The organism is Pseudomonas sp. NBRC 111124, from assembly GCF_001320245.1.
Taxonomy (GTDB): domain Bacteria; phylum Pseudomonadota; class Gammaproteobacteria; order Pseudomonadales; family Pseudomonadaceae; genus Aquipseudomonas.
In genome coordinates this window covers 132472-154578 of sequence record NZ_BCBA01000043.1, presented here as the reverse complement: position 1 = coordinate 154578, position 22107 = coordinate 132472, and the positions used below count along the sequence as shown (strand labels likewise).

The 22107-nt window shown below is 57.9% G+C and carries 19 protein-coding genes and 2 pseudogenes; 16 read left to right on the top strand and 5 right to left on the bottom strand.

All coding sequences use genetic code 11. The features are described 5' to 3' along the window. Positions 1-13 precede the first annotated feature (13 nt). On the bottom strand, positions 14-553 hold the full coding sequence (gene tssB, locus APH28_RS18155) for a type VI secretion system contractile sheath small subunit (RefSeq protein ID WP_060511758.1): 540 nt from the start codon (positions 551-553) through the stop codon (positions 14-16). 64 nt (positions 554-617) lie between these two features. Continuing rightward, positions 618-1367, bottom strand: coding sequence for a hypothetical protein (locus APH28_RS18150; RefSeq protein WP_060511756.1), 750 nt, complete (start codon positions 1365-1367; stop codon positions 618-620). Between the two features lie 539 nt (positions 1368-1906). On the opposite strand from APH28_RS18150, the pseudogene APH28_RS18145 reads away from it, so the two are divergent. Next, positions 1907-2478 (top strand): annotated as a pseudogene (locus APH28_RS18145) (ADP-ribosylglycohydrolase family protein); the annotation flags it as partial. A gap of 47 nt (positions 2479-2525) precedes the next feature. On the opposite strand, the gene APH28_RS18140 reads toward APH28_RS18145, so the two are convergent. Genes APH28_RS18140 through APH28_RS18130 form a run of 3 tightly spaced genes read right to left on the bottom strand, consistent with a single transcriptional unit; the run spans position 2526 to position 4489 of the window. Then, positions 2526-2843, bottom strand: coding sequence for a hypothetical protein (locus APH28_RS18140; protein WP_060511754.1), 318 nt, complete (start codon positions 2841-2843; stop codon positions 2526-2528). Between the two features lie 60 nt (positions 2844-2903). Then, complete coding sequence (locus tag APH28_RS18135; protein WP_060511715.1) at positions 2904-3440, bottom strand: hypothetical protein; 537 nt, start codon at positions 3438-3440, stop codon at positions 2904-2906. A 23-nt stretch (positions 3441-3463) separates the two neighbouring features. After that, positions 3464-4489, bottom strand: a complete 1026-nt coding sequence (locus tag APH28_RS18130; RefSeq protein WP_060511713.1) for a hypothetical protein — start codon at positions 4487-4489, stop codon at positions 3464-3466. A gap of 267 nt (positions 4490-4756) precedes the next feature. Here APH28_RS18130 and tssI point away from each other — a divergent pair, with 267 nt between their 5' ends. From tssI to APH28_RS18060, 15 genes and pseudogenes are all read left to right on the top strand, one after another. Further along, positions 4757-6607 carry a type VI secretion system tip protein TssI/VgrG gene (tssI, locus tag APH28_RS18125; protein WP_060511711.1) on the top strand — a complete coding sequence of 617 codons (1851 nt, stop codon included), beginning with the start codon at positions 4757-4759 and terminating at the stop codon, positions 6605-6607. An 11-nt stretch (positions 6608-6618) separates the two neighbouring features. Continuing rightward, a complete protein-coding gene (locus APH28_RS18120; protein ID WP_060511709.1) occupies positions 6619-7206 on the top strand; it encodes a hypothetical protein in 588 nt (195 codons plus the stop codon). Positions 7207-7245: 39 nt separating this feature from the next. After that, the gene (locus APH28_RS18115; RefSeq protein WP_054886857.1) at positions 7246-7707 is read left to right on the top strand and encodes a DcrB-related protein; all 462 of its coding nucleotides are present in this window, start codon (positions 7246-7248) and stop codon (positions 7705-7707) included. Between the two features lie 4 nt (positions 7708-7711). Further along, positions 7712-11914 carry an RHS repeat-associated core domain-containing protein gene (locus APH28_RS18110; protein ID WP_060511707.1) on the top strand — a complete coding sequence of 1401 codons (4203 nt, stop codon included), beginning with the start codon at positions 7712-7714 and terminating at the stop codon, positions 11912-11914. Further along, positions 11911-12459, top strand: coding sequence for an imm11 family protein (locus APH28_RS18105; protein ID WP_060511704.1), 549 nt, complete (start codon positions 11911-11913; stop codon positions 12457-12459). Before APH28_RS18110 ends, APH28_RS18105 begins: the two co-directional genes overlap by 4 nt. Positions 12460-12547: 88 nt before the next feature. Continuing rightward, positions 12548-13855, top strand: a pseudogene (locus tag APH28_RS18100) (type IV secretion protein Rhs); the annotation flags it as partial. A gap of 35 nt (positions 13856-13890) precedes the next feature. Next, the gene (locus APH28_RS28685; RefSeq protein ID WP_156340916.1) at positions 13891-14370 is read left to right on the top strand and encodes a hypothetical protein; all 480 of its coding nucleotides are present in this window, start codon (positions 13891-13893) and stop codon (positions 14368-14370) included. A gap of 184 nt (positions 14371-14554) precedes the next feature. Next, entirely contained in the window at positions 14555-15073 is a 519-nt protein-coding gene (locus APH28_RS18095) for a hypothetical protein (protein ID WP_256249903.1), read from the top strand. Between the two features lie 135 nt (positions 15074-15208). Next, complete coding sequence (locus APH28_RS18090; RefSeq protein WP_060511702.1) at positions 15209-15604, top strand: hypothetical protein; 396 nt, start codon at positions 15209-15211, stop codon at positions 15602-15604. Positions 15605-15910: 306 nt separating this feature from the next. Then, positions 15911-16363: an NTF2 fold immunity protein gene (locus APH28_RS18085; protein ID WP_256249896.1), complete on the top strand. Its 453-nt coding sequence runs from the start codon at positions 15911-15913 to the stop codon at positions 16361-16363. 152 nt (positions 16364-16515) lie between these two features. After that, entirely contained in the window at positions 16516-16953 is a 438-nt protein-coding gene (locus APH28_RS18080) for an NTF2 fold immunity protein (protein ID WP_060511700.1), read from the top strand. A 196-nt stretch (positions 16954-17149) separates the two neighbouring features. Beyond that, entirely contained in the window at positions 17150-17683 is a 534-nt protein-coding gene (locus tag APH28_RS18075) for a DUF4303 domain-containing protein (protein WP_177334275.1), read from the top strand. Positions 17684-18067: 384 nt separating this feature from the next. Further along, entirely contained in the window at positions 18068-19243 is a 1176-nt protein-coding gene (locus APH28_RS18070) for a M20 aminoacylase family protein (RefSeq protein WP_060511697.1), read from the top strand. An 84-nt stretch (positions 19244-19327) separates the two neighbouring features. Then, positions 19328-20638 carry a citrate-proton symporter gene (locus APH28_RS18065; protein WP_060511695.1) on the top strand — a complete coding sequence of 437 codons (1311 nt, stop codon included), beginning with the start codon at positions 19328-19330 and terminating at the stop codon, positions 20636-20638. Next, on the top strand, positions 20635-22092 hold the full coding sequence (locus APH28_RS18060; RefSeq protein WP_060511693.1) for an amidase: 1458 nt from the start codon (positions 20635-20637) through the stop codon (positions 22090-22092). The genes APH28_RS18065 and APH28_RS18060 overlap by 4 nt, the downstream gene beginning before the upstream one ends. Positions 22093-22107: the final 15 nt, after the last annotated feature.

Below are 22107 nucleotides of genomic sequence, written 5' to 3'. Positions count from 1 at the left end.
TTGGTGCTCCTGCTCAGGCGCGATCGTCGCTGGACGGGTCTTTCACTTCGGCTTCACGGCCGAATTCCTGGCCCAATGTCTTGAGCTTTTCGGTGTTCTGCAGCACGTCCATCAGCAGCTCTTCGAGCTTGTCGTTGCCGCCCATCTTGTTGCGCAGGTCGGCCAGCTTGTTGCGCACTTCCAGCAGCTTGCGCAGCGGCTCGACCTGCTTGACCACGTTCTGTGGCTCGAAGTCTTCCAGGCTGTTGAAGTTCAGCTCGACGCCCAGCTGGGTGCCGTTCTTGGCAAGGGTGTTGTCGACGCGGTAGGTCAGGCGCGGCTTGATGCCCTTGAGCACGCCGTTGAAGTTGTCGCGGTCGATGAAGACGAACTTGCGGTCCTTGAGCTTGGGCAGCGGCTCCAGCGGGTTGCCGGAGAAATCGCCCAGCACGCCGACGACAAAGGGCAGCTCCTTTTTCTCGATGGCATCGCCGATGTCCACGTCGTAGGTGATATGGACCCGAGGCGCGCGAACGCGGTCGAGTTTATGCTGGGTGCTTTCCTTCTTCGCCATCGTGTTCTCCAGTGCGAGCAATTCGCTGCGAATCATTGCGCGGCCCGCCAGCGGGCCCTGCGCGTTACAGTCCTTCGATCGTCAGCAGCAGGCGCTGACGGATTTCGTCGTTCATTTCCAGAATGTTGTCGCGCCCCACCAGTTCTTCGAAGCTGGTGTTGCCGGCAATTTGCGTGCTGCTACGGATGACCGAATCGTCGGGAAGTTCCGAACGTACCGGCGAGCTGATGACGCAGAACGGCAGGTCGCCAAAGCCCTTCAGGCGCTCGAAACTCAGCCCGTAGCGCAAGCCTTCGAACAGCCGGCCCAGGCCTGGCGACTTGCTCAGGCAGTAGAACAGCACCAGGTAGTGCACCACGAAGCGGTACAGCTCGGCGCTGCTGCGGTTGGGGTCTTTGATGACATTGCGGAACTGCGCCAAGTCGAAGGCGTGGAAGCCCACCACCCAGCGCGTCGGGCTGGTGATGCGGATGACCTGGCCGCTCTGTTCGAGGACCTTGTCGTATTCCAGCGGGAACAGTTCGGGGGTGGTGCTGATCAGGTTCAGCGGCACTTCCAGTTCGCTGACCAGCTGGAACGGCGCGGCCGAGCCAATGCGCTCGTAGAGTTCGATCAACGACTGGAAATGGCCCTGGGTTTCGCGGCCGCTGCTGCGCTGGGCGCCTTGCAGGTACTCGCCAAACAGGGTCTGCGGACGGATCAGCGGTGCCACGGTGGCAAGGTAATCCGCCGCCTGCGCTTTCAGCGCATCGGAGATCGCCCGCGTCTGGCTACGCAGTTTGATCAGTGCTTCGACATCGAATGTCTGTGTCATCGGTACATCGTCCATGAGCCTGCTTGATCGTCCTGAAACGCCAATGGCGTGGACCTGAAAATCGCGCCTCTCGGCTACGGCACATTTGAGTACTGGCACATGAATATCGTGTTGCCAGCAATGCCGAGTAGGGCACCCCGCTGCGGAAGAAGTTCCGGCGAGGGGCGCGATTTTTTCCCTGTTTTGTGATGCGGCGCAATGATGGCGTCATGCCATTGGTCATCGGTTTCGAGTGCGGGAAATGGGGGGTTTGGCCCCTAAAGTCAGGGGTCTTAAGTGCTTAGGGAGCGGTAAAAATTGACCTGAAAAGTTTTTTTCAAAAAGTGAAGTGGGTCTCATTTTTTGCGGCCAAGCCGCGGGGATTCGACTTCCATCGCGGCGGGTTTCAATGATGGCAATGCGACGGAATATGCCGCATCAAATCGGGTTTGTACGGTGGCTGCAGCAGCGCTGCGCGAGCTGCAGGGGTCGTTGCCAGTGAGCGGCAGGTTCAGCAGAATGTTCGTATGGATGAACGCAACCCACAGCAAGGAATGAGCATGATCGACCTGCGAAGCTCGGATCCAACACTGAGCGAGTACGTCCGGCGTTATATGGACCTGCTACCCGAGTGGTCGCGCAGTTGCAGCAGCGCATGAACTATACGGTGGAGCCCGATGCCCCCAGGCTGCCGCGTATCAAGCCCGACTGGTTGAGCGACAGACCCTGCAGCTTATCACCGGAACAGGCGCTGGACCGCGCGCAAGGGGCGCTGTTGGGCTTGGCGATTGGTGATGCGGTAGGCACCACCTTGGAGTTTCAGCGGCGCGATCAGGGGCAGGTTAACGATATGGTCGGTGGTGGCCCCTTCCACCTGGCGCCGGGAGAATGGACCGACGATACCACCATGGCTCTGTGCCTGGCGGACACCTACGCAAGCCAAGGCAAGTTCGATTTCGCGACCTTTGCCGATGCCATGGTGCGCTGGTACCGGCAGGGCGAAAACAGCGTCAATGGCCGCTGCTTCGACATTGGCAATGTCACCCGCCGAGCCCTGGAAGGGTGGGAAGCGCAAGGGCTTGGGTGGATGGGCAATCGCGAGGCCTCGACAGCGGGCAACGGCTCGTTATTGATCACTGAGACTCCAGGATGACAGTATCATGCGCGCTAGCATTTCCTTTACTCCTGCGAAGGCTTCTCCCCCATGCGCGCCTTGAGCTTGCGCAGGGTAGGTGACTCGCCCCCCGTCAGCTCGATGCGGAACTCAGCAAAGGCGTGCTCGAGATCGGCATACCGCTGCAGCCCTTCTTCGGTGAACAGGTAGCGCCCAGGGATGTCGCGCCACTCCATGGGGGTGCGGATGCGTTCCTGGTCTGCGGCTTTCAGCAGTGGCTCCAGTTCGACGCTCAGCTTCATCGCGGCAGGAACCTGCGCCTTCAGGCTGTCGATGATCAGGCGAAGCTTCAGAGACTTCTGTTTGAGGGTTTCTGTGTCCATGTTCAACCGTGGTTGGGCGGCTTCAAAGGCTGAGTGCAGCACCCGCTCACCAGGTCAAGGTCAGCGACCATCGACCTGTACACAAACGTCCTTGCCGTCGATGACCTTGCATGGCCAGTTGTCGTTGATGTAGTGGTCCGGCTTGAAGCACACGCGCTCATCGTTGACCCAGAACAGTTGCCAGGCAGAGCCTGATATCAGCAGCTTCGGGCAGGGCGAGTAGCCTCGGCCAAGCAGCACGAGGGTCGTCAGAATCATCACGGCAGGGACGATGTAGAGCAGCGTCTTCAGCGAAAGCCCGAACATCAGTGTCTGGAAGCGGTGCAGGCGTGAACCTGCGGGGGGGTCGAATTTTTTCCCGGTCCAGATACATATCGCACAGCCAACCAGCAGAATTGCCACTGCCGGCGGTGCCATGAGCAGGCCGAACGCGAGGTAAGGTGTTTCCACGACAGGCGCGTCACGCAGCAGCCGGCCGTACAGCGGGAACAGGTAGTTGATGTAGGCGTAGACCGAGAAGGCCGCGACCAACAGCATGGCGATGATCATGCCGACAGCCAGCAGCCTGATCTTGAGGGGCGAAAGCCCAGCGGACATCTGTGAAGAGCGTGTATTCATCGTCAGAATTTAGGCAGGTTGAACGTGGGCAGCGATGGCAAGGAGGGCATCGATGGCAGCTTGGGGGCGCTCGGCCAGCTTGGCAGATCGAGCCCGTCGGGGCGTAGTTTGCGGATGACCCATGACTTGGCCTCGTCGTAGAGTTCGTCGGCGATTCGGCCAGCGATGTTTGCGGCGGTTTTCTCGGCGTAGCGCTGCAGGTCGCCCGGTTTGATCTCAGTGATCGTCTTGTGGATTGCCTCGATATGATCCACGGCATAACGCAAGCCGGCCTTTACCGCGTTCTTGATGCCGTAATGGTTGTCCAGTGCGTTCAGCCCGAGGCCCACGGCGAAGACCACAAGCGCACCCGCAATGACCGGAGCGGCGGCTGCCGTGAACAGGGCCCCGGCTGCCAGTGCAGCGGCATAGCCCAGCGCCGAGGCGATACCGGCTTTGATCAGCTCAACGCCAATACCGCCAAACAGGTCGCTCATCACATGCTCGTCGGCAAATACCCATTCGGCGACTTCGATGGCTACCGCCACATAGCAGGAAAGCTTGAAGCCTTTGATCGACGAACCGCGCACCCCGTATTTGCCGATGCCCATGCTGACCAGCTTGGCGTTCTGGATACCATAACGGGGCGCATTGAGCGTCTTGCGCAGGCCTGGGTAGCCGGTGAGGATCACGTACTGCTTGCCGTTGCGCACGGTGTAGCGCACTTTCGTGCCCAGCCCGTTCATGTCGCGAATGAAGCCGGCAGTGTTTTTTACGTCCCATGCGGCCATGGCCGTAGGCACGCCCCAGGTCGTGTTGACGAAGGTGTGGGGTAGGCCGTTGTAGGTGGATTTCACGCCCTGCCAGGTACCGGTGAGCATGTCGCCCTGGGTGCGTGTGCACACTTGTGGAGCCTGCGTTGCACCGTGAGTTCTCTGGGCGAACTGGGCTTGTGCCTGGAAGTCCTCGATCGACATGATCACCATTTCACGGTGGTTCTGATCCATCTCCCGGTCCAGTTGGCTGAGTTGGTTTTCACTCACGCTCATGGCGATTCTCCCTGAAATTCGCAGTGTAGTGCCTCTCGGCTGGGCGCAAGGAGCCTACACCCCCGATGTCCGACAGATCAAACCGATGGACACAATACGATGTAATTAATCAACAAACCGTCTACTGCTCCACAGCCCGCGATACGCCTTCGCGTAGAGGCATTTTGGCGTCAGCTTGATGGCATCTGGCTTATCGCCATCATTTGACAGCCTCTGTTAAGCGCGTTTTCATTGGAAGATTTCCAGCTTGGTGCAGGATGCATTGACATGATTACGGACGCCCTCGAATCGATCCTCACGCAGCATCAACGTCTGTTTACCTTCGACTCGCCGTTGCCTCCCGAACAAGAACTGCAACTGCTGAGTTTCAGCGGCCGCGAGGCGATTTCGGAGCTGTTCAGTTTCCAGGTGCAGCTCATCTCCCAGGATGCGCGCATCGAACTCAAGAAGCTCATCGGCAAGAAAGTGACGGTAGGCATCGCGCTGGCTGATGGCAGCACACGCTACATCAGCGCGCATGTGTCGGACTTCGTCCATGCTGGTGCCGACGGCGGCATTGCCAACTACACCGCCGAGCTCGTGCCGTGGATATGGATCCTCAGCCGTCGCCGCGATTCGCGGATATTCCAGGACAAGACCACCGAGCAGATCGTCAAGGACGTCTTTGCGTACTACCTGACCCTGGCCGAGTACGAGTTCCGCCTGAGCCAACCGCTCAAACCGATCAGCTACTGCACCCAGTATCAGGAGTCGGACCTGAACTTCGTGTTGCGCCTGCTCGAGCAAGAAGGGCTGTTTTTCACCTTCGAGCACACCCAGGAAGGCCATCGCATGATCATCAGCGATGACAGCAGCATGCTTCCGCAGCTCGAGCGCCAACCGCTGATTCGTTACCACAGTGCCTCAGTCACCGAAACCGCAGACTCGATCACCAAATGGTCTTCGGCGCGGCGGATGCAACCAACGCGCCTGGCCTTGAAGTCGTTCGACTACAAGCAACCGGGCAACCCGCACCTGGTGCAGTTGAATTCCGTCAACCAGCAGGGCGAGGTCGGCCAGTATGAAGTCTTCGAATACGAAGGCCTCTACGGCTATGCCGACGCCGATGAAGGCGTGCGCAAGGCACGGCGTCGGCTGGAGGCGATGGAAGTGGACGGCAAGACCTTCCATGGCGAGAGCAACTGTCGCGCCATGGAGCCTGGCCACTACTTCGAACTGAGCCAGCATTACGATCACGACAATGACGCCCCGGACGACCGGCAGTTTCTGCTGCTGTCGGTTACCCACTGGGGGCAGAACAACTACGCCAACGACGGTGAGGCGGGCTACCGCAACAGCTTCAGCTGCATTCGCCGGAAAATCCCGTTCCGCCCCGCCTTGCATACGCCCAGGGCGGGTATCAGCGGGCCGCAGACTGCCATCGTCGTCGGTCCCCCGGGCGAAGAGATCTACACCGATGAACTGGGCCGAGTGAAGTTGCAGTTCCACTGGGACCGCAACGGCGAGTTCAACGACCAGAGCTCCTGCTGGGTGCGCGTCGCCCAATCCGGTGCCAGCGGCGGCTTCGGCAGTATTCTGATCCCCCGCGTTGGCGACGAAGTGGTGGTGGTGTTCCTCGACGGCAACCCGGACCGCCCGCTGATCATGGGCAGCCTCTACAACAGCACCAACACCCCGCCATGGTCGCTGCCGGCGAACAAGACCCAGAGCGGCTTCCTGACCCGTTCGATGAAGGGCGACGGCGGTACCGCCAACTTCTTCCGCTTCGAGGACAAGGCCGGCGCCGAGCAGATCATCATGCATGCCGAGCGCAACATGGACACCGAGATCGAGCTGGATGAGACCCATGACGTGGGGAACAACCGGACGATCACCGTCGGTGGGGCGCACACGGAAATCATCAAGAAAGATACGGTGGTGAACGTCAAGGAGGGGGCTTACACCTTGCAGGTGGACAACAAGTTCATCCAGGTAAGCGCCAAAGAGAGCATCCTGCTGCAAGTCGGCACCAGCAAGATAACCCTCAAACCGGATGGCATCACCATCGAAGCAGACAGCATCGACATTCTGGGCAAGAACACCTTTGTCAAAGGTGACCGGGTCGACATCAACGAGTAGGGCGTAGCGTGATGATCAGGGGAAACATCTACGACAGGCTCTCGCAGAGGCGAGAGGCCGCCGAGGCGCTTGCCCGGCAGCAGGCTGAGGAAGCACGCATTGAGGCGCAAGCTACGGTAGAGGCTGCGCAACCGCCACAGCCACTGCTGATGGATTCAGAGCAGAACGCATTGCGCATTGCAGGCTTGAATATGCTCATGCCTCAAGGTTTCGCTTTTCGTGATATCGACACCACGCTGGAATTTGCCGGTTGCCATGTGCAGTTCAGCGCGCGCCGCCGCCCTGCGCCTGATGGGCTTGAACTTGATAATGCGGTCGAGTTGTTTATCAAAAAACTGTGCGAGCGACATGCAGAGCTGATCCCGGTGCGTAAAGCCGAAGCCTTGTTGGCTGGCCACCCTGCGATCAGCCTCGACTACCAGTTCAATGCAGGCCAGGAGCGCCGGCACGGTCGCGCCGTGTGCACGATCATCGCTTCTGCGGACGGCAACAAACGGCAGTGGCTGAACGTGTCTACGGTAATCAACCCGGACCAATCGCAACTGGCCGATTGGCTGATCGCGTTCGACGCCATGCTGGCTGGTATGACCGCTCAGTAAGGCTCAAATCTTTTCACGTTTTCATGGAACACTCAGACAATGGACTATCAGCTGCAGGAAGGATCTATCACGTTGCCGGAAGGCTTCCAGGATCGCACAGTCAACATGTTTATCCTGGGGGACAGTATCCCAGCCCCGCTGAACATTACGCTCTCGCGTGACAACCTGATGCCCGGCGAGGACCTCAAGGCCTATATCGAGCGTCAGGTGAAGCTGATCGCATCCAAATTGCGCGGCTACACCATCCTCGGCAAGAAGCCCGCCAGCCTGTCTTCCAGCCAGCCCCAGGCAGGTATTCAGGTCGATGGCTACTACCTCAAGGATGGCCGGCCGGTCTATCAACGGCAGGCGGCTTTCGAGGTCGCGCCTGGGCGCATTCTGGTTTTCTCCACGACCAGTCAGGCCGACTTCGATGGCAAGCAGAACGACAGTTGGCTTGGGCTGTTGAACAGCTTCGAGCCACGCCAACCAAGCTCCCCAGAAAACACCACGCAGGGTTGAACCTATGTTCGAGGCTGCGCGGCTGCACGACGAGATTGAACACACCAGTGCCCTGGCAGGTTTTCTTGCTGGCGCAGTGATTGGCCTGGCGATCGCTACGGCTGCTGCCTTCACCATCTGCACCGCCGGCCTCGGCGGCTTCTTGCTGGGGGCAGTGATCGGTATCGGTGCGGGCGTGCTGCCAATGTTGGGCGAGAAGTTTGGCTCGATGTTCAGTTCGCCCGCTGGACAGATCGAGCTGCCCGGTTGTTCGACAGACGTATTCATCAACAATCGCAATGCGGCCCACGCCACATTGAGTACCGCCAAATGTGACAAGCATCCGGCGCCGGTACTGGTTGCAGAAGGCTCCACCAACGTATTCATCAATGGCGTTGCAGCGGCCCGCAAAGGTGACAAGCTGACGTGCGGCGCAAAGATTTCGGGCGGTTCGAACAACGTGTACATCGGTGGCGGTACTCAGCGGTACCTGCCCGTGGATGATGAAGTACCGGAATGGCTGCGCGTCACGGTCGATGTGTTGATGATCGTTGCCTCGATGGGGCGATCGGTACTGGCGGTCGGCCGCCTGGGGCTTCAGGCTGGCCTCAAGGCCGCTGGTCCGTGTGCACTTCAGACAGGCGCTACCATTGCAGCCAGCTATCTTGCAGGGCGCTTCATCATCGGCCCAGCTGTTGGTCGAGCGATCGAGGGCTTTACCGGTAATCCGGTGGACATGACCACCGGCCGCAAACTGCTGGCCAACGAAACAGACTTCGTTTTGCCTGGCCTGATGCCTATCGAGTGGTCGCGGTTCTATGCCAGCGACCTTACCGTCGACAGTGCATTGGGCCAGGGCTGGATCCTGCCTTGGGAGCAAAGCCTGCGTCGTAGTGGTGGGTTCGTCTATCTGACCGACAACCAGGGCCGCAGCGTCCCGTTCGTCGATCTGGAGCCAGGCGAAAGCATCTACAACCCCAACGAGCGCATCTACCTCGTGCGTACCGAGGGCGGCCACTATCTTCTGCAAACGCTCGACAACCTGTTCTTCTACTTTGGTGAAGTACCGGACGGCAATACCCGTGTGCCTTTGCAGCGCCTGGAAAATGCGCTGGGCCATTACCTGCACTTTACCTACAGTGCCGAAGGTCGGCTCACGGACATCACCGCGCCAGGAGCCGTGCGTGTCCACCTGCACTATGACAACCCGCTTGGGCGTTTGACGGACGTCAAGCGAGTGGTCGATGACACCGCTGTCGAAACGCTGGTGCGTTACCGCTATGACGATAACGGCCAGCTCACTGAAGTGATCAACCGCAATGGCGATTCTGTTCGTCATTTCAGCTACGCAGAGCACCTGATGACCCGGCACAGCAATGCCTTGGGCCTGATCTGCGAGTACCGTTGGGAATCCCAGGATGGCAAGCCACGGGTGGTCGAGCACTGGACCAGCGACGGCGAGCATTATCACTTCCGATACGACCCGGCCAAACGCACCAGTTGGGCGACCGACGTGCTGGGCCGTGAACTGGAGATCCGGTACAACGAAGACAAACGCGTCATCGCCAGCCGCGACTTTGGTGGCGAGCGTTACGGCATGGATTTCGACGCCACCGGGAATCTGATCGGCATCGATCTGCCCGATGGCAACCACCTGGCGCTCAAGTACGACGAATTCTCCCGGCTGATCGAAGAAACCGACCCGCTGGGCCGCAAGATCAGCTACAAGCACCACCTCGCCACGCCGCTGGTCACCGAAACCCGCTTCCCCGACGGTAGCGTCTGGCAGTCCCGTTACGACGACAAAGGCAACCTGATCACCGAGATTGATCCGCTGGGCCACAAGACTCAGTACTTCAACAGTGATGACGGCTTGCCGCACACGATCCTTGATGCCAACTTCAAGTCCAAGTATCTGTGGTGGAACGCCTATGCCCAGGTCGAACGTTTCCAGGACTGCTCGGGCAAAAGCACCTATTACCGTTATGACGAGCGTCAGCACCTCGTCGCGGTGACCGATGCACTGAACCAGACCACCACGCTTGAACGCAAACCGGATGGCGAAGTACTGCGCATCGACCACCCGGACGGCACCGCGGAGACCTTTACCTACAATACCCTCGGCCAGGTGCTGACCCATACCGATGGCAAAGGCCAGACCACCCGCCTGCAACGCACCTCGCGCGGCCTGCCGAGCAGTCGTCAGGATGCCAAGGGCGAGTGGGTACGCTATGAGTACGACAAGGCTTTGCGCCTGACTGCACTGGTCAACGAGAACAGCGCGGCGTACCGCTTCGCCTACGACGCATCGGACCGCCTGAGCGAAGAAGTGCGGGTCGATAATCTGACCCGACGCTTCAGCTACGACGCTGGCGGGCATCTGGTCCGGCTGGACGAAATCGGCTACGGCGAAAGCGGTGAGCGCCCTGAGCGCAGCACGTTGTTCGAGCGCGATGCCATTGGCCGGTTACTGGCCAAGGTCAACCGCGATGCGCGGCAAGACTTCGCCTACGACGATGCTGATCGCTTGCTGAGCATTCAGCGCCGGCCGACGTCTACAGGCAAGCAGCTCGGCATCACCGATGAGAGGCTCGGTTACAGCTACGACCTGCTAGGTCGACTGACACAGGAACTGACCCCAAGTGGCGCACTGGACTATGAGTACGATGCCCTCAGCAACCTGACCACACTGACCCTGCCGGATGGCCGCAAGCTGAACCACCTGTACTACGGCAGCGGCCATTTGCATCAGTTGAACCTGGACGGCCAGGTGATCAGCGACATGGAGCGCGATGACCTGCACCGCGAGGTCTACCGCACCCAGGGCAAGCTCACCAGCTGCTTTGGCTACGATGCAATGGGGCGCAAGGCTTGGCAGTTTGCTTCGACCTTGCCTGCGGACAAGCTTTCGCAAGTGCATAACACTGGTATCAATACCTCGTTACTGGTGGAGCATGCCTATAACCCGATTCACCGTCGTTATCAGTACGACCCGGCAGGTGAGTTGGTGCGTACCCTCGACAAGCTGCGGGGCGAGATCAAGTACGAGTACGAAGCCAACGGCCAGTTGCGCAGCCGCGATACCGGTTCGCTGGTGGGCAGCGAAGAATTCCGCTACGACGCGGCCGCCAACCGCCTGGACTTCAATGCGCGGCAGTTTGCCAAGGTCAAGGACAACCGGATCAAGCAGTGGCGGGACCAGGAGTACCGCTACGACCCTTGGGGCAACCTGATCGAGAAGCGCTCGGGGCACAGCAAGCTGCAGAGCTTTGCCTATGACTGCGAGAACCGGTTGGTTCGGGCTGAAACAGTGGTCAATGGCAAGCTGGAGAGTACCGGGCAGTACCGGTACGACAGTCTTGGGCGGCGGGTGGCCAAGCGGGCTGAGATCAAGGGTGTAGTCGAGCAGAAGCGCTTCCTCTGGCAGGGCTTGAGGATGCTGCGTGAGGAAACGCCTGGCCAGAGCATCTTGTATGTGTACGAGCCGGATAGCTACGCCCCGTTGGCGCGGGTTGATCAGGTCGAAGGAGAAGGGCAGAAGATCTACTACTTCCACACCGACCAGATTGGTACGCCGCTGGAGCTAACGGATAGCGATGGCAGGATTGTTTGGCAAGCGACATACCGGACTTGGGGGGCGATTGAAAGCCTGATAGTTAATCAGGTTCAGCAGAACTTGCGCTTCCAGGGGCAGTATCTAGATGGTGAAACGCAGCTGCATTACAACACCTTTAGGTATTTCGATCCAGAAGTTGGCAGGTTTATCACTCAGGATCCAATTGGATTGTCTGGTGGGAGAAACTTATACAGCTACGCGCCAAACTCAATTGGTTGGGTAGATCCTTTGGGCTGGTGCTCAAAAGCGTTGGGGAAAAATCTGGAAAGTAGCGGCGTGGCTCGACCTCAGAACACTGCGGCCCACCATATTGTCGGAGATAGCGCAAAACTCGCCGCCCCTGCTAGAGCAATTTTGAATAAACATGGAATTGACGTTGATGGCGCGGCTAACGGGGTGTTCTTGCCTAATAGATTTAATAATGACGTCGGCGTGCCAGGGATTCTGCACAACGGAAAGCATCCTAATAGTTACTTTGAATCCGTCAATAAAATTATAGCAAGTGCCGATGCCGCAGGTGGTAAAGATGCGGTGCTAAAAGCAATAGGGAATATCCGCCAGAAACTATTGGATGCTCCTAGAAATTCCAACTGGAAAGATATTTTTGGATGATTATGAAATATTATTATATAACCCAGGGTGATGAATTTAAGACGCTTGTCGGCAAGGGCGACGAGCTAAGCTTGCATGATGCCGCGCAGCAGTATGCCTTTGGTAAAGACCCTAGCGCTGTATTTTCCAGGCAGTATGAGTTGGAGTTTAACTCTGACGATAAGAAAAAAAAGAATGGCGCTGATGTGTTTACTTTTTTTAGCCCCGTTCTTATTTTGACATCCAAGGCTAAACAATTGCTTCAATCTATAGCTCCTGAATCTTTTGCGGATATAGATATTCGATCCCCAGATTCAGATCATTTAGGTGTGGTAATTGAAGCGAAAGTTGATGGAGCGCTTAATAGGGGGTTGTCAGAATTTGATGAATACCCTAATGGCTTTGTTGTTTACAAAGCTGTTTTGAATCAGCTGGCGGTGCAGGGGCACGATGTGTTTCGCGTAGCAGAAAATCCACTTTCCATCTATGTGTCCGGTAGGTTTCTGGAGGCGGCAAAGGGGGTTGGCTTGAAGGGGTTAGATTTCAAGGAAGTTAAGACAGTGTGATTAATACTGTTAGGGCAACTGTTTATATTAAATTGATCTTTAAAAATCCAGAGTGAAGGGCTGAGCCGCCAACCTCAGCCCTATTGACGAAGTACAAGACATCAACGCTGAGGTGCCGCTGCACCGCGCCGAAAACGCCTTTGGCCATTTCCTGCACCTCAGCCACACGCCCCACTGCGTCCAGACAGACATCAAGCGCGTGGTCGACAACCAGGCCGTCGAAACGCTCACCCAGTACCGCTACGACGAACACGGCCAACTGAGCGCAGTAATTAACCGCAACGGTGACACCGTGCGCAGCTTCAGCGACGCCGAAGGCCTGATGGTCACCCACAGCAACGCCTTGGGCCTGGGCTGCCACTACCGTTGGGAAACCCAGGGCGGCAAACCCCGGGTGGTCGAGCACTGGACCAGCGACGGTGAGCACTACCATTTCCGCTACGACCTCGACGCCCACACCAGCTGGGCCACCGACGTGCTCGGCCGTGAACTGGAAGTGCAGTACAACGACGACCATCGCGTGGTCGCCAGCCGAGACTACGGTGGCGAACGTTACGCCGTTGAACTGGACGAGCAGGGCAACATGGTCGGCCTCGACCTGCCGGACGGCAATCGCCTGACCTTCAAGTACGACGAGTTCGCCCGCCTGCTCGAAGAGACCGACCCGCTGGGCCGCAAGATCGCCTATGAGTATCACTACCTGACGGCGCTAGTGACCAAAGTCACATACCCGGATGGGAGCACCTGGTCGGCGCGTTACGACGACAAGGGCAACCTGATCACCGAGATCGACCCGCTGGGCCACAAGACCCAGTACCTCAACAGCGATGACGGCCTGCCGCACACGATCATCGATGCCAACTTCAAGTCCAAGTACCTGTGGTGGAACGCCCATGCCCAGGTCGAACGTTTCCAGGACTGCTCCGGCAAAAGCACCTGCTGCCGGTATGACGAGCGTCAGCACCTCGTCGCAGTGACCGATGCGCTGAACCAGACCACCTCGCTGGAACGCAAGCCGGACGGCGAGGTACTGCGTATCAAGCACCCGGACGGCACTGCAGAGACCTTCACCTACAACACCCTGGGCCAGGTGCTGACTCATACCGACGGCAAAGGCCAGACCACCCGCCTGCAACGCACGTCGCGCGGCCTGCCGAGCAGCCGTCAGGATGCCAAGGGTGAGTGGGTTCGCTATGAGTACGACAAGGCCCTGCGCCTGACCGCGCTGGTCAACGAGAACAGTGCGGCGTACCGCTTCGCCTACGACGCATCGGACCGCCTGAGCGAAGAAGTGCGGGTCGACAACCTGACCCGACGCTTCAGCTACGACGCCGGCGGGCAGCTGGTCTGGCTTGATGAAATCGGCTACGGTGAAAGCGGTGAGCGCCCGGTGCGCATCAAGAATTTTACTGTCACAGACATGGGTTTTTCATGCCGGACGTCGAGAAGATTATTGATGATATAACAGAGGCTTCCTTCTTCTGTGCGATGGGTAAAGTTGGAGAGGTCGCGGAGGGTGTGATCTATGTTGAAAACGTATCAAGAGTATTCATATTCCCGCATGATTTGGATCTGCCAGGTGGAATTGAAGATCTTGTGTGGCTGCCAACATCCTCCACTCAAGACGATCCGTTCTACCACTTTCCTGCATTCCCCGCGGAGCTGACAGCCCTCCGGCTGAAGGTCAGCAAAGCAGTTATGCAGTCAATCAGACAAGCACCTAAATCTCCATTCATAGCAGGTGCGCATGATTTCAGTCTCGCTGCTCGAAATGCAGCCTGCTTCGCATTTCGTCAATATGTGACTGAGGATTTTTTTGGAAATGGCGCGGTTTGGTCGGAGATTGTGAGGTTGTACTTGTCCGGCAGGTGGCCAGTTGGGTTCATGAATGGCCGAATCGTTGTTATCTGATCTGGAATTAAGTTAAGGCGGTGAAGTCGGCGCTGGGTAAAACGACTAATGAATCAGTGCTAGGTTGGGCTCCCGCGCTCCGCCTCGCCAGTTTATTGTGAGGTGTCATGAAAGAATTTTACGTGATTGATGCTGATGAGATTCTTGGGGTGCCGCTTTTTTTGATATTGAGTGGGCGCCTCGTTTGCCAGAGTTTAATTTGGTTTTAGAGAGCCCCGATAGTGATATGTTTAGCAATTTTTATAAGGCTAAAATCGATCTTGATACATTAAGTGGAGATGCGTTTTTTGAGCAGTACATCGTGTCTTCAGATTTCCTGAATCTTTGTGAGTTGTATGGCTGCAAGTACTTTAGTCTGCCTTTGATAATTGAGTTGTGCAAAGGGGGTACGGTAGATAAAGGCTATAATCTATTTTTTGCCCACAGCAGGTGTTCAATACTAGATTCAAGTAAGTCAAAATTCACTCTCATGGATGAGGGGCTTTTAAGGCCTGAAGCAGAACGCCAGGGCATGCCTTTGATCTATGACCGAATCGAAGAATTCGTTATAAGGGCCGGCGTTGGCGAGGATCTTTTTTATTGCGAAGAGTTGAAACAAATGGTTTGCTCTTCAGAGTTCAGGCACGGTTACTTCGAAAGAAAACTTGTTGGATTGAAATTTAAGAAAATTGATAGTGATTTCAGGTATGCCCCTTGGGGATAATTCTTGGTCGATGTATGTTGCATTTCGGCTATTAATGCTTGGCCAGAAATCACTTTAAAGCGTTAGCGAAAATAAAGAGGCTCGGCTTTTGAGCGGAATGGGATCTATGCAAGTAGGTGACCTTTTTTTATTCGAATGGAAGATGGAAGGTTCGCAATTAGCCAAATAATTTGGCTTGGGACAGAAAGTAAGGAGCAGAAATTTAAGAAAATCTTTGCTTTTGGGGTGTTGGCAATAGGTAATGATGAGCGAGTTTCTGAGAGTGAAGAGTATTTGGTATTCAAAGATTGCCGAGAAAACTTTACGGTGATATTTGCAGCTGTGGATAAGTTAAAGGCTGGAGAATGGCCTGTCCTGCAGCGTGGCGTAGTTTATGATGCCTCGCTTGAAGAGTTGGAATTTAATATGGCGGGCACTCTCTATCGACGGGGAGTTCCAGTTAGGGTCTTGCCTATTGATGAATATCAGAATCATAGGTTGATGGCGGTTTCTGGCTTTGCTTTGATCGAAAATTTTTTACAGCAATATTAAATGTCTAGACTTTTTGTGTTGGCTTATCTCTTGTAGAGCATACTGGATTGAGAATTGTATAGTTTAGAGTCTTTGGTGTGCGCCCTCGTCCAAGTGCTGATCCACTGCTTGCTGAGGGGGAGATGAGATTTTCCTCAATTGATGTGGCATTAATCGAGGCGAGTTGAGAATCGAATCTGCAGTCTCAATTGTGACTTATAAGAGGAGGTTTTTTGGGGGTTAACTGAAACCCATAAAGGGTAATGGTGATACGCACCGCACATCATGTAATCTATGAAGCCTACCATAAAGGCATGTAAATTCTTCATGGCACGTTTGGAAATTAATATGGCGAGAAGAAATATTTCAGAGAATGTGCCGGGTGCGCTTATCGCGTTCATGGCGAAGATGAAGGTATGGGAGGTCGAATTTTTTGATAGGCGAAAACAAGCCCTTAGCAAAGGGGTTGATGATTCAGAATTAAAGGGTGAATATGCGCAGTCATTAGAGGTGATTCTTTGTGAGTACGCCATAAAGGATAAGTCTAATTATGGGCGCTTGATAGATTTAGGCTGCACAAAGCCCGCAACCTATGATCCTGATACGGACGAAATTCAAGTTGTGGGGAGTGATGAAAAGGGCTTGACTGTCCAAGTGCAGCAAGTCGGGGGCGCTGAAACGGCTTCACGAATTTACGTCGTGTGCCAAAAAGGTGAGTGGAAAATAAAAAAGAAGGAGATATTGGACTTTGATGAGAAGTGGCGTCGCGCGCCTTTATGAGTCCCTGGCGTAAGCTAGCGATGCGCCAGTGGCGTGAGTCGACCAGGCGGAAGGGGAAGGGCAGAAGCTGTTGACCTCGTATTTTGATTACGTCGCGGGCGGCAAGGTCAACAAAAGTACATTTTGAGGTATCTATGAATGGAGGATTATAGATGGAAAAATACTCAGCAACTGATCTTCGTGGTGAATTTGCCATGACGCTTAAGGGCTTTATGCATGAAATGTATAATTGGGAGGTGTCGTACTATCAAAAAAGCATCAATGCCTTTGGAAGTGACTTGTCAGAAGTGGATCTTGAAGAAGTTATGCGTAAAGATCTCTTGAAAATCTTTCGGCAGTACGTAGTTGAAGAGGGTAGAAATTACGAAAGATTAGAAAATTTGGTATGTGGCAGAAATCCTGATTACGATGAAGATAATGATGAGGTCGAAATAATTAACCGTGATGAGAAAAAGGTCTCGGTTATTATAAAAAAGACGAAGGGCTTGATCGCAGTGTTTCGATTGAGCTTTGTCATGATTGATGGTGTATTTATGGTTGAAGGACGGGATTTAAAAAGTGGGCAAAAGTGGCACAAAACTTATGTTTGAATTCAGTTCGTAAAAATGATGTTGTCTTGTTTTCTGATTTGTTGTTTCCGATGTTAGAGTATTTCGCCTCGCTGGGGTAGATTATGTGAAATATTGTGATCGCAGAGTGTGGTGAATTCCGAAGCCATCTTCTAATGGCTTAAGTTTTTCGAGAAGATATTTATTTGCTGGCATGCGGAAACATAGGAAATACACAATGGATTGGAAAGCACTTGAATCCCGCACTGCCGCCGCAGTAAAAACCGTGCTGTCTGACTTGCGCGCTACTCACCCTGATGAAGTGTTCTACGCCTGCGCAGTCTACACGGACAGCGGGGCAATGACGCTGGGGGTAGCTGCCAACTCACAGCAAGCCCTTGACCGGAAGCTCGACAGCGAAGCTGAAGCGGAGCGCTCGGAGCTGCGGCCGTATTACACCTGGTGTTCATCGGAGTGGACTTATGAAGCCTGGCGGGGCGAATGTTTCCAGGCTGTGTGCAAGGACCTGGCATCGGCCGAACCGACCGGGGACTTCGGAGTATTCAGCGAGCGCCTGAATCAGTTGATGATCGATGTATTGGCGGGGCTGAGGAGGGAAGGGTTCTTCGAGGCTGTGTTTTCAGAGGTTCCGGTATTGTTTGTCACCATCACTGATGACGACGGAGCGGAGGGACTTAAGGATCGTTCGGCAAGGGTGTTGAACAGTGAGGCTGTTTTTCTGGAGTTTGTGCAGCGGTACTCAACTGATTGAGTGTTCAGCCGCACCGTTGAACGGCTGGTAGGCTTGGTGCTGGATGGCACGGGCTGCGCCCGTGTTCGCGGGGCAAGCCCGCTCCCACAGGGCGCGCGCTGGGTTCTAGAAATTCAGCAAGACAGTTCCTCCCACAGGAGTCGCGCCAGTCTCTGGAAGCTGGGCATTACCTTGTGATCAAGACTGCCATTCGCAAGTGCGGGTTCCGAGACCTCTCCACTGTCTGGCCGCCTGTTCCCCAGACCTGTTCCACTACGCGGAACCACATTCGTTTGTACTCCCTCGCCACTCGCGCTTATCTGTCGCCAAGCACGACCTGCCTTCCCCGTCGTGATCTCAAGGCGAACAACAAGAACGGGCCCCACCCGCGCGAGGAGATTCCCCATGCAGCAACACCAGCACATCCTGGCCTGGCTCAACGACGTGGCCAGCGACCTGCACGCCATCCGCCACGATATCCACGCCCATCCTGAACTCGGTTTCGAAGAAAGCCGCACCTCATCCCTGGTCGCCGCGTTACTGCAGCAGTGGGGTTACGAGGTGCACACCGGCATCGGCAAAACCGGTGTGGTCGGTGTACTGCGCAACGGCAGCAGCCCGCGCAAGCTGGGCCTGCGCGCCGACATGGATGCGCTGCCGATCCATGAGGCCACCGGCGCCGCGTACAGCAGCCGCCACCAGGGCTGCATGCACGCCTGCGGCCACGACGGGCACACCACCATGCTGCTGGGCGCGGCGCGCTACCTGGCGGCGACGCGGCAGTTCGATGGCACGCTGACGCTGATCTTCCAGCCGGCCGAGGAGGGCCAGGGTGGCGCCGAGGCGATGCTCGCCGATGGGCTACTGGAGCGCTTCCCCTGTGATGCGCTGTTCGGCATGCACAACATGCCGGGGCTGCCGGCAGGGCAGTTGGGCTTCCGGGAGGGGCCGATGATGGCTTCGCAGGACCTGCTGACGGTCACCCTCGAGGGCGTCGGCGGGCATGGCTCGATGCCGCACCTGACGGTCGACCCGCTGGTGGCGGCGGCCAGTGTGGTGATGGCGTTGCAGACGGTGGTGGCGCGTAACATCGATGCCCAGGAGGCGGCGGTGGTCACGGTCGGTGCGCTGCAGGCAGGCGAGGCGGCCAACGTGATTCCGCAGCAGGCGCTGCTGCGCCTGAGCCTGCGTGCGCTGGATGCCCAGGTGCGGGCGCAGACCCTGGAGCGGGTGCGGGCGATCATCGTCAGCCAGGCCGAGAGCTTTGGCTGCAAGGCCAGCATCGAGCATCGGCCGGCGTACCCGGTGCTGGTCAACCATGCGGCGGAGAATGCGTTTGCCCAGCAGGTCGGTGAGGCGCTGCTGGGCGCCGACAAGGTCGATGGCAACACCCGCAAGCTGATGGGCAGCGAAGACTTCGCCTGGATGCTGCAGCGCTGCCCGGGTGCCTACCTGTTTATCGGCAATGGCCTGCAGCGGCCGATGGTGCACAACCCGGCCTACGACTTCAACGACGACATCCTGCTGACCGGCGCCGCCTACTGGGGCGCGCTGACCGAGAGCTGGCTCAAGCCGGCCTGATCGACCCTGTATTGACGACTGCCGCTGGAACCCGGGCGCGGCTGCGCCTGGGTGATCACTTGAACAGTAGATGGAGTGTTCCGCATGCAGATTTCCAATACAGGCGCGTCGCGTACCCGGCAAGTGGTCGCGGCGGTCATCGGCAATGCGCTGGAGTGGTATGACTTTATCGTGTACGGCTTTCTGGCGAGCATCATCGCCCGCCAGTTCTTCCCCTCGGACGACGAATACAGCTCGCTGTTGATGGCCCTGGCCACCTTTGGCGTGGGCTTTTTCATGCGCCCGGTGGGTGGGGTTTTGCTGGGCGTGTATGCCGACCGCAAGGGGCGCAAGGCGGCAATGCAGCTGATCATCCGCCTGATGACGGTGTCGATCGCGATGATCGCCTTCGCCCCCGGTTACCTGGCCATCGGCATGGGCGCGCCGTTGCTGATCGTGGTCGCACGCATGCTGCAGGGTTTTGCTACTGGCGGCGAGTACGCCAGCGCCACGGCGTTTCTGGTGGAGAGCGCACCGGCCAACCGCAAGGGCCTGTATGGTTCGTGGCAGCTGGTGGGGCAGTGCCTGGCGGTGTTTTCCGGGGCGGCGATGGTCGCGCTGGTCACCCACCTGTGCACGCCTGAGGCGCTGGACAGCTGGGGCTGGCGGATCCCGTTCGTGCTCGGCTTGCTGATCGGCCCGGTGGGGCTGTGGATTCGCAAGCACATGGAAGAGCCCGAGGAGTTTCTGCAAGCGCGCAAGCAGGCCAAGGGCCAGGCGCCGAGCCTGCTGCAGGTGCTACGTGAACACCGCCGCAGCCTGCTGGTGTCGATGGGCCTGGCCTGTGGCGCGACGGTGTCGTTCTACGTGGTGCTGGTGAACATGCCGACCTTCGCCCACAAGAACCTCGGCCTGCCGCTGGACCAGGTGCTACTGGTGCAGATGCTCGCCGTGGGCCTGATGACCGTGGTAATCCCGCTGTCCGGCGCGCTGTCTGACCGCCTCGGTCGGCGGCCGGTGCTGATGGCCTTCACCCTGGCGTTCTTCGTCATGGTGTACCCGCTGTATGTGTGGGTGGCGGCGGCGCCGTCGATCGAGCGCCTGCTGGTGATGCAGCTGCTGCTGTGCAGCGCCATCGGTGGCTTCTTTGGCCCGGCGCCCACCGCCCTGGCCGAGCAGTTCCCGGTCGAGGTGCGTTCCACCGGCGTGTCGGTGGCCTACAACGTGGCGGTGATGGTCTTCGGCGGTTTCGCCCCGCTGATCGTCACCTGGCTGAGCAAGGTGCTCGGCACCCCGGTGGCGCCGTCCTTCTACGTACTGTTCGCCTGCCTGCTGACACTGCTTGGCACCTATTGCCTGAAAGAAGCACCGCGCGCTGGCAAGCCCGCCGCCTACAACCTTGGAGTGAAACCGTGAATGCGTTAGCTATCGACCCGATCGTCGCCCTCGATGCCGAGGCCTTGTCCCGGGCCATTCATGCTCGCCAGGTGGCGTGCCGCGAGGTGATGCAGGCTTACCTGGGCCATATCGAGCGCTGCAACCCACAGGTCAATGCGCTGGTGTCGCTGCGCTCGGCTGAAGACCTGCTGGCCGAGGCCGATGCCTGCGACCGCGAACTGGCGCGTGGCAAGTCTCGTGGCTGGATGCATGGCATGCCCCAGGCGATCAAGGACCTGGCCGCCACCGCCGGGTTGCGTACCACGTTGGGCTCGCCGCTGTTCGCCGAGCAGGTGCCGGCGCACGACGCCATCAGCGTGGCGCGGGTGCGGGTTAGTGGGGCGATCATCGTCGGCAAGAGCAACGTGCCGGAGTTCGGCCTGGGTTCGCAGAGCTACAACACGCTGTTCGGCACCACCACCAATGCCTACGACCACCGCCGCGTGGCCGGTGGCAGCAGCGGTGGTGCGGCGGCGGCGCTGGCCATGCGCCTGCTGCCGGTGGCCGATGGCAGCGACATGATGGGGTCGCTGCGCAACCCGGCGGCGTTCAACAACGTGTTCGGCCTGCGCCCGTCGCAGGGGCGGGTACCCTATGGGCCGACGCCGGAACTGTTCGTCCAGCAACTGGCCACCGAGGGGCCGATGGGGCGCAGCGTCACCGATGTCGCCCGTTTGCTGACGGTGCAGGCCGGGTATGATGCGCGGGTGCCGTTGTCGCTCAATGACGGCGGGCGGGACTTTGCGGCCGGGCTGCAACGTGACTTCACGGGCGCGCGGATCGGCTGGTTGGGTGACTACGACGGTTACCTGCCGATGGAAGATGGCGTGCTGGGCCTGTGCGAAGCGGCACTGGCGGATTTCGCTGAGCTTGGCTGTGAAGTCGAGGCTTGCCAGCCCGCGTTCGATCAGGCCCGGTTGTGGCAATGCTGGCTGACTCACCGCCACTTCCTGGTGCACGGCAACCTGGCAGCGGCCTATGCCGACCCCGGCAAGCGGGCGCTGCTCAAGCCCGAGGCGCAATGGGAAGTGGAGGGTGGCCTGCAGCTCAGTGCCGCCGCTGTCTATCAGGCATCGCTGGACCGCAGTGCGTGGTACCAGGCCCTGCACACACTGTTCGAGCGTTACGATTTCCTGCTGTTGCCTTCGGCCCAGGTGTTCCCTTTCGACGCAGCCGAGGCGTGGCCGAAGGTGGTCGGGGGGCGGCACATGGACACCTACCACCGCTGGATGGAGGTGGTGATCGGGCCGACCCTGGCCGGCTTGCCGAGCATGAGCGTGCCGGTCGGTTTCAATGCCGCCGGGTTGCCGACGGGCCTGCAGATCATAGGCCCGGCCCAGGCCGACCACGCCGTGCTGCAGCTGGCCTATGCCCATGAGCAATTGACCCGTTGGGTGGAGCGGCGCCCGCCGCCGAGCCTGTTGGTGCGTTGAAGGGGCTGGCCCGGC

Coding starts and splice junctions, on each gene's coding strand:
- tssB (WP_060511758.1), bottom strand. CDS start 553: ATGGCGAAGAAGGAAAGCACCCAGCATAAACTCGACCGCGTTCGCGCG.
- APH28_RS18150 (WP_060511756.1), bottom strand. CDS start 1,367: ATGACACAGACATTCGATGTCGAAGCACTGATCAAACTGCGTAGCCAG.
- APH28_RS18140 (WP_060511754.1), bottom strand. CDS start 2,843: ATGGACACAGAAACCCTCAAACAGAAGTCTCTGAAGCTTCGCCTGATC.
- APH28_RS18135 (WP_060511715.1), bottom strand. CDS start 3,440: ATGTCCGCTGGGCTTTCGCCCCTCAAGATCAGGCTGCTGGCTGTCGGC.
- APH28_RS18130 (WP_060511713.1), bottom strand. CDS start 4,489: ATGAGCGTGAGTGAAAACCAACTCAGCCAACTGGACCGGGAGATGGAT.
- tssI (WP_060511711.1), top strand. CDS start 4,757: ATGATTACGGACGCCCTCGAATCGATCCTCACGCAGCATCAACGTCTG.
- APH28_RS18120 (WP_060511709.1), top strand. CDS start 6,619: ATGATCAGGGGAAACATCTACGACAGGCTCTCGCAGAGGCGAGAGGCC.
- APH28_RS18115 (WP_054886857.1), top strand. CDS start 7,246: ATGGACTATCAGCTGCAGGAAGGATCTATCACGTTGCCGGAAGGCTTC.
- APH28_RS18110 (WP_060511707.1), top strand. CDS start 7,712: ATGTTCGAGGCTGCGCGGCTGCACGACGAGATTGAACACACCAGTGCC.
- APH28_RS18105 (WP_060511704.1), top strand. CDS start 11,911: ATGATTATGAAATATTATTATATAACCCAGGGTGATGAATTTAAGACG.
- APH28_RS28685 (WP_156340916.1), top strand. CDS start 13,891: ATGCCGGACGTCGAGAAGATTATTGATGATATAACAGAGGCTTCCTTC.
- APH28_RS18090 (WP_060511702.1), top strand. CDS start 15,209: ATGGAAGATGGAAGGTTCGCAATTAGCCAAATAATTTGGCTTGGGACA.
- APH28_RS18085 (WP_256249896.1), top strand. CDS start 15,911: ATGGCACGTTTGGAAATTAATATGGCGAGAAGAAATATTTCAGAGAAT.
- APH28_RS18080 (WP_060511700.1), top strand. CDS start 16,516: ATGGAAAAATACTCAGCAACTGATCTTCGTGGTGAATTTGCCATGACG.
- APH28_RS18075 (WP_177334275.1), top strand. CDS start 17,150: ATGGATTGGAAAGCACTTGAATCCCGCACTGCCGCCGCAGTAAAAACC.
- APH28_RS18070 (WP_060511697.1), top strand. CDS start 18,068: ATGCAGCAACACCAGCACATCCTGGCCTGGCTCAACGACGTGGCCAGC.
- APH28_RS18065 (WP_060511695.1), top strand. CDS start 19,328: ATGCAGATTTCCAATACAGGCGCGTCGCGTACCCGGCAAGTGGTCGCG.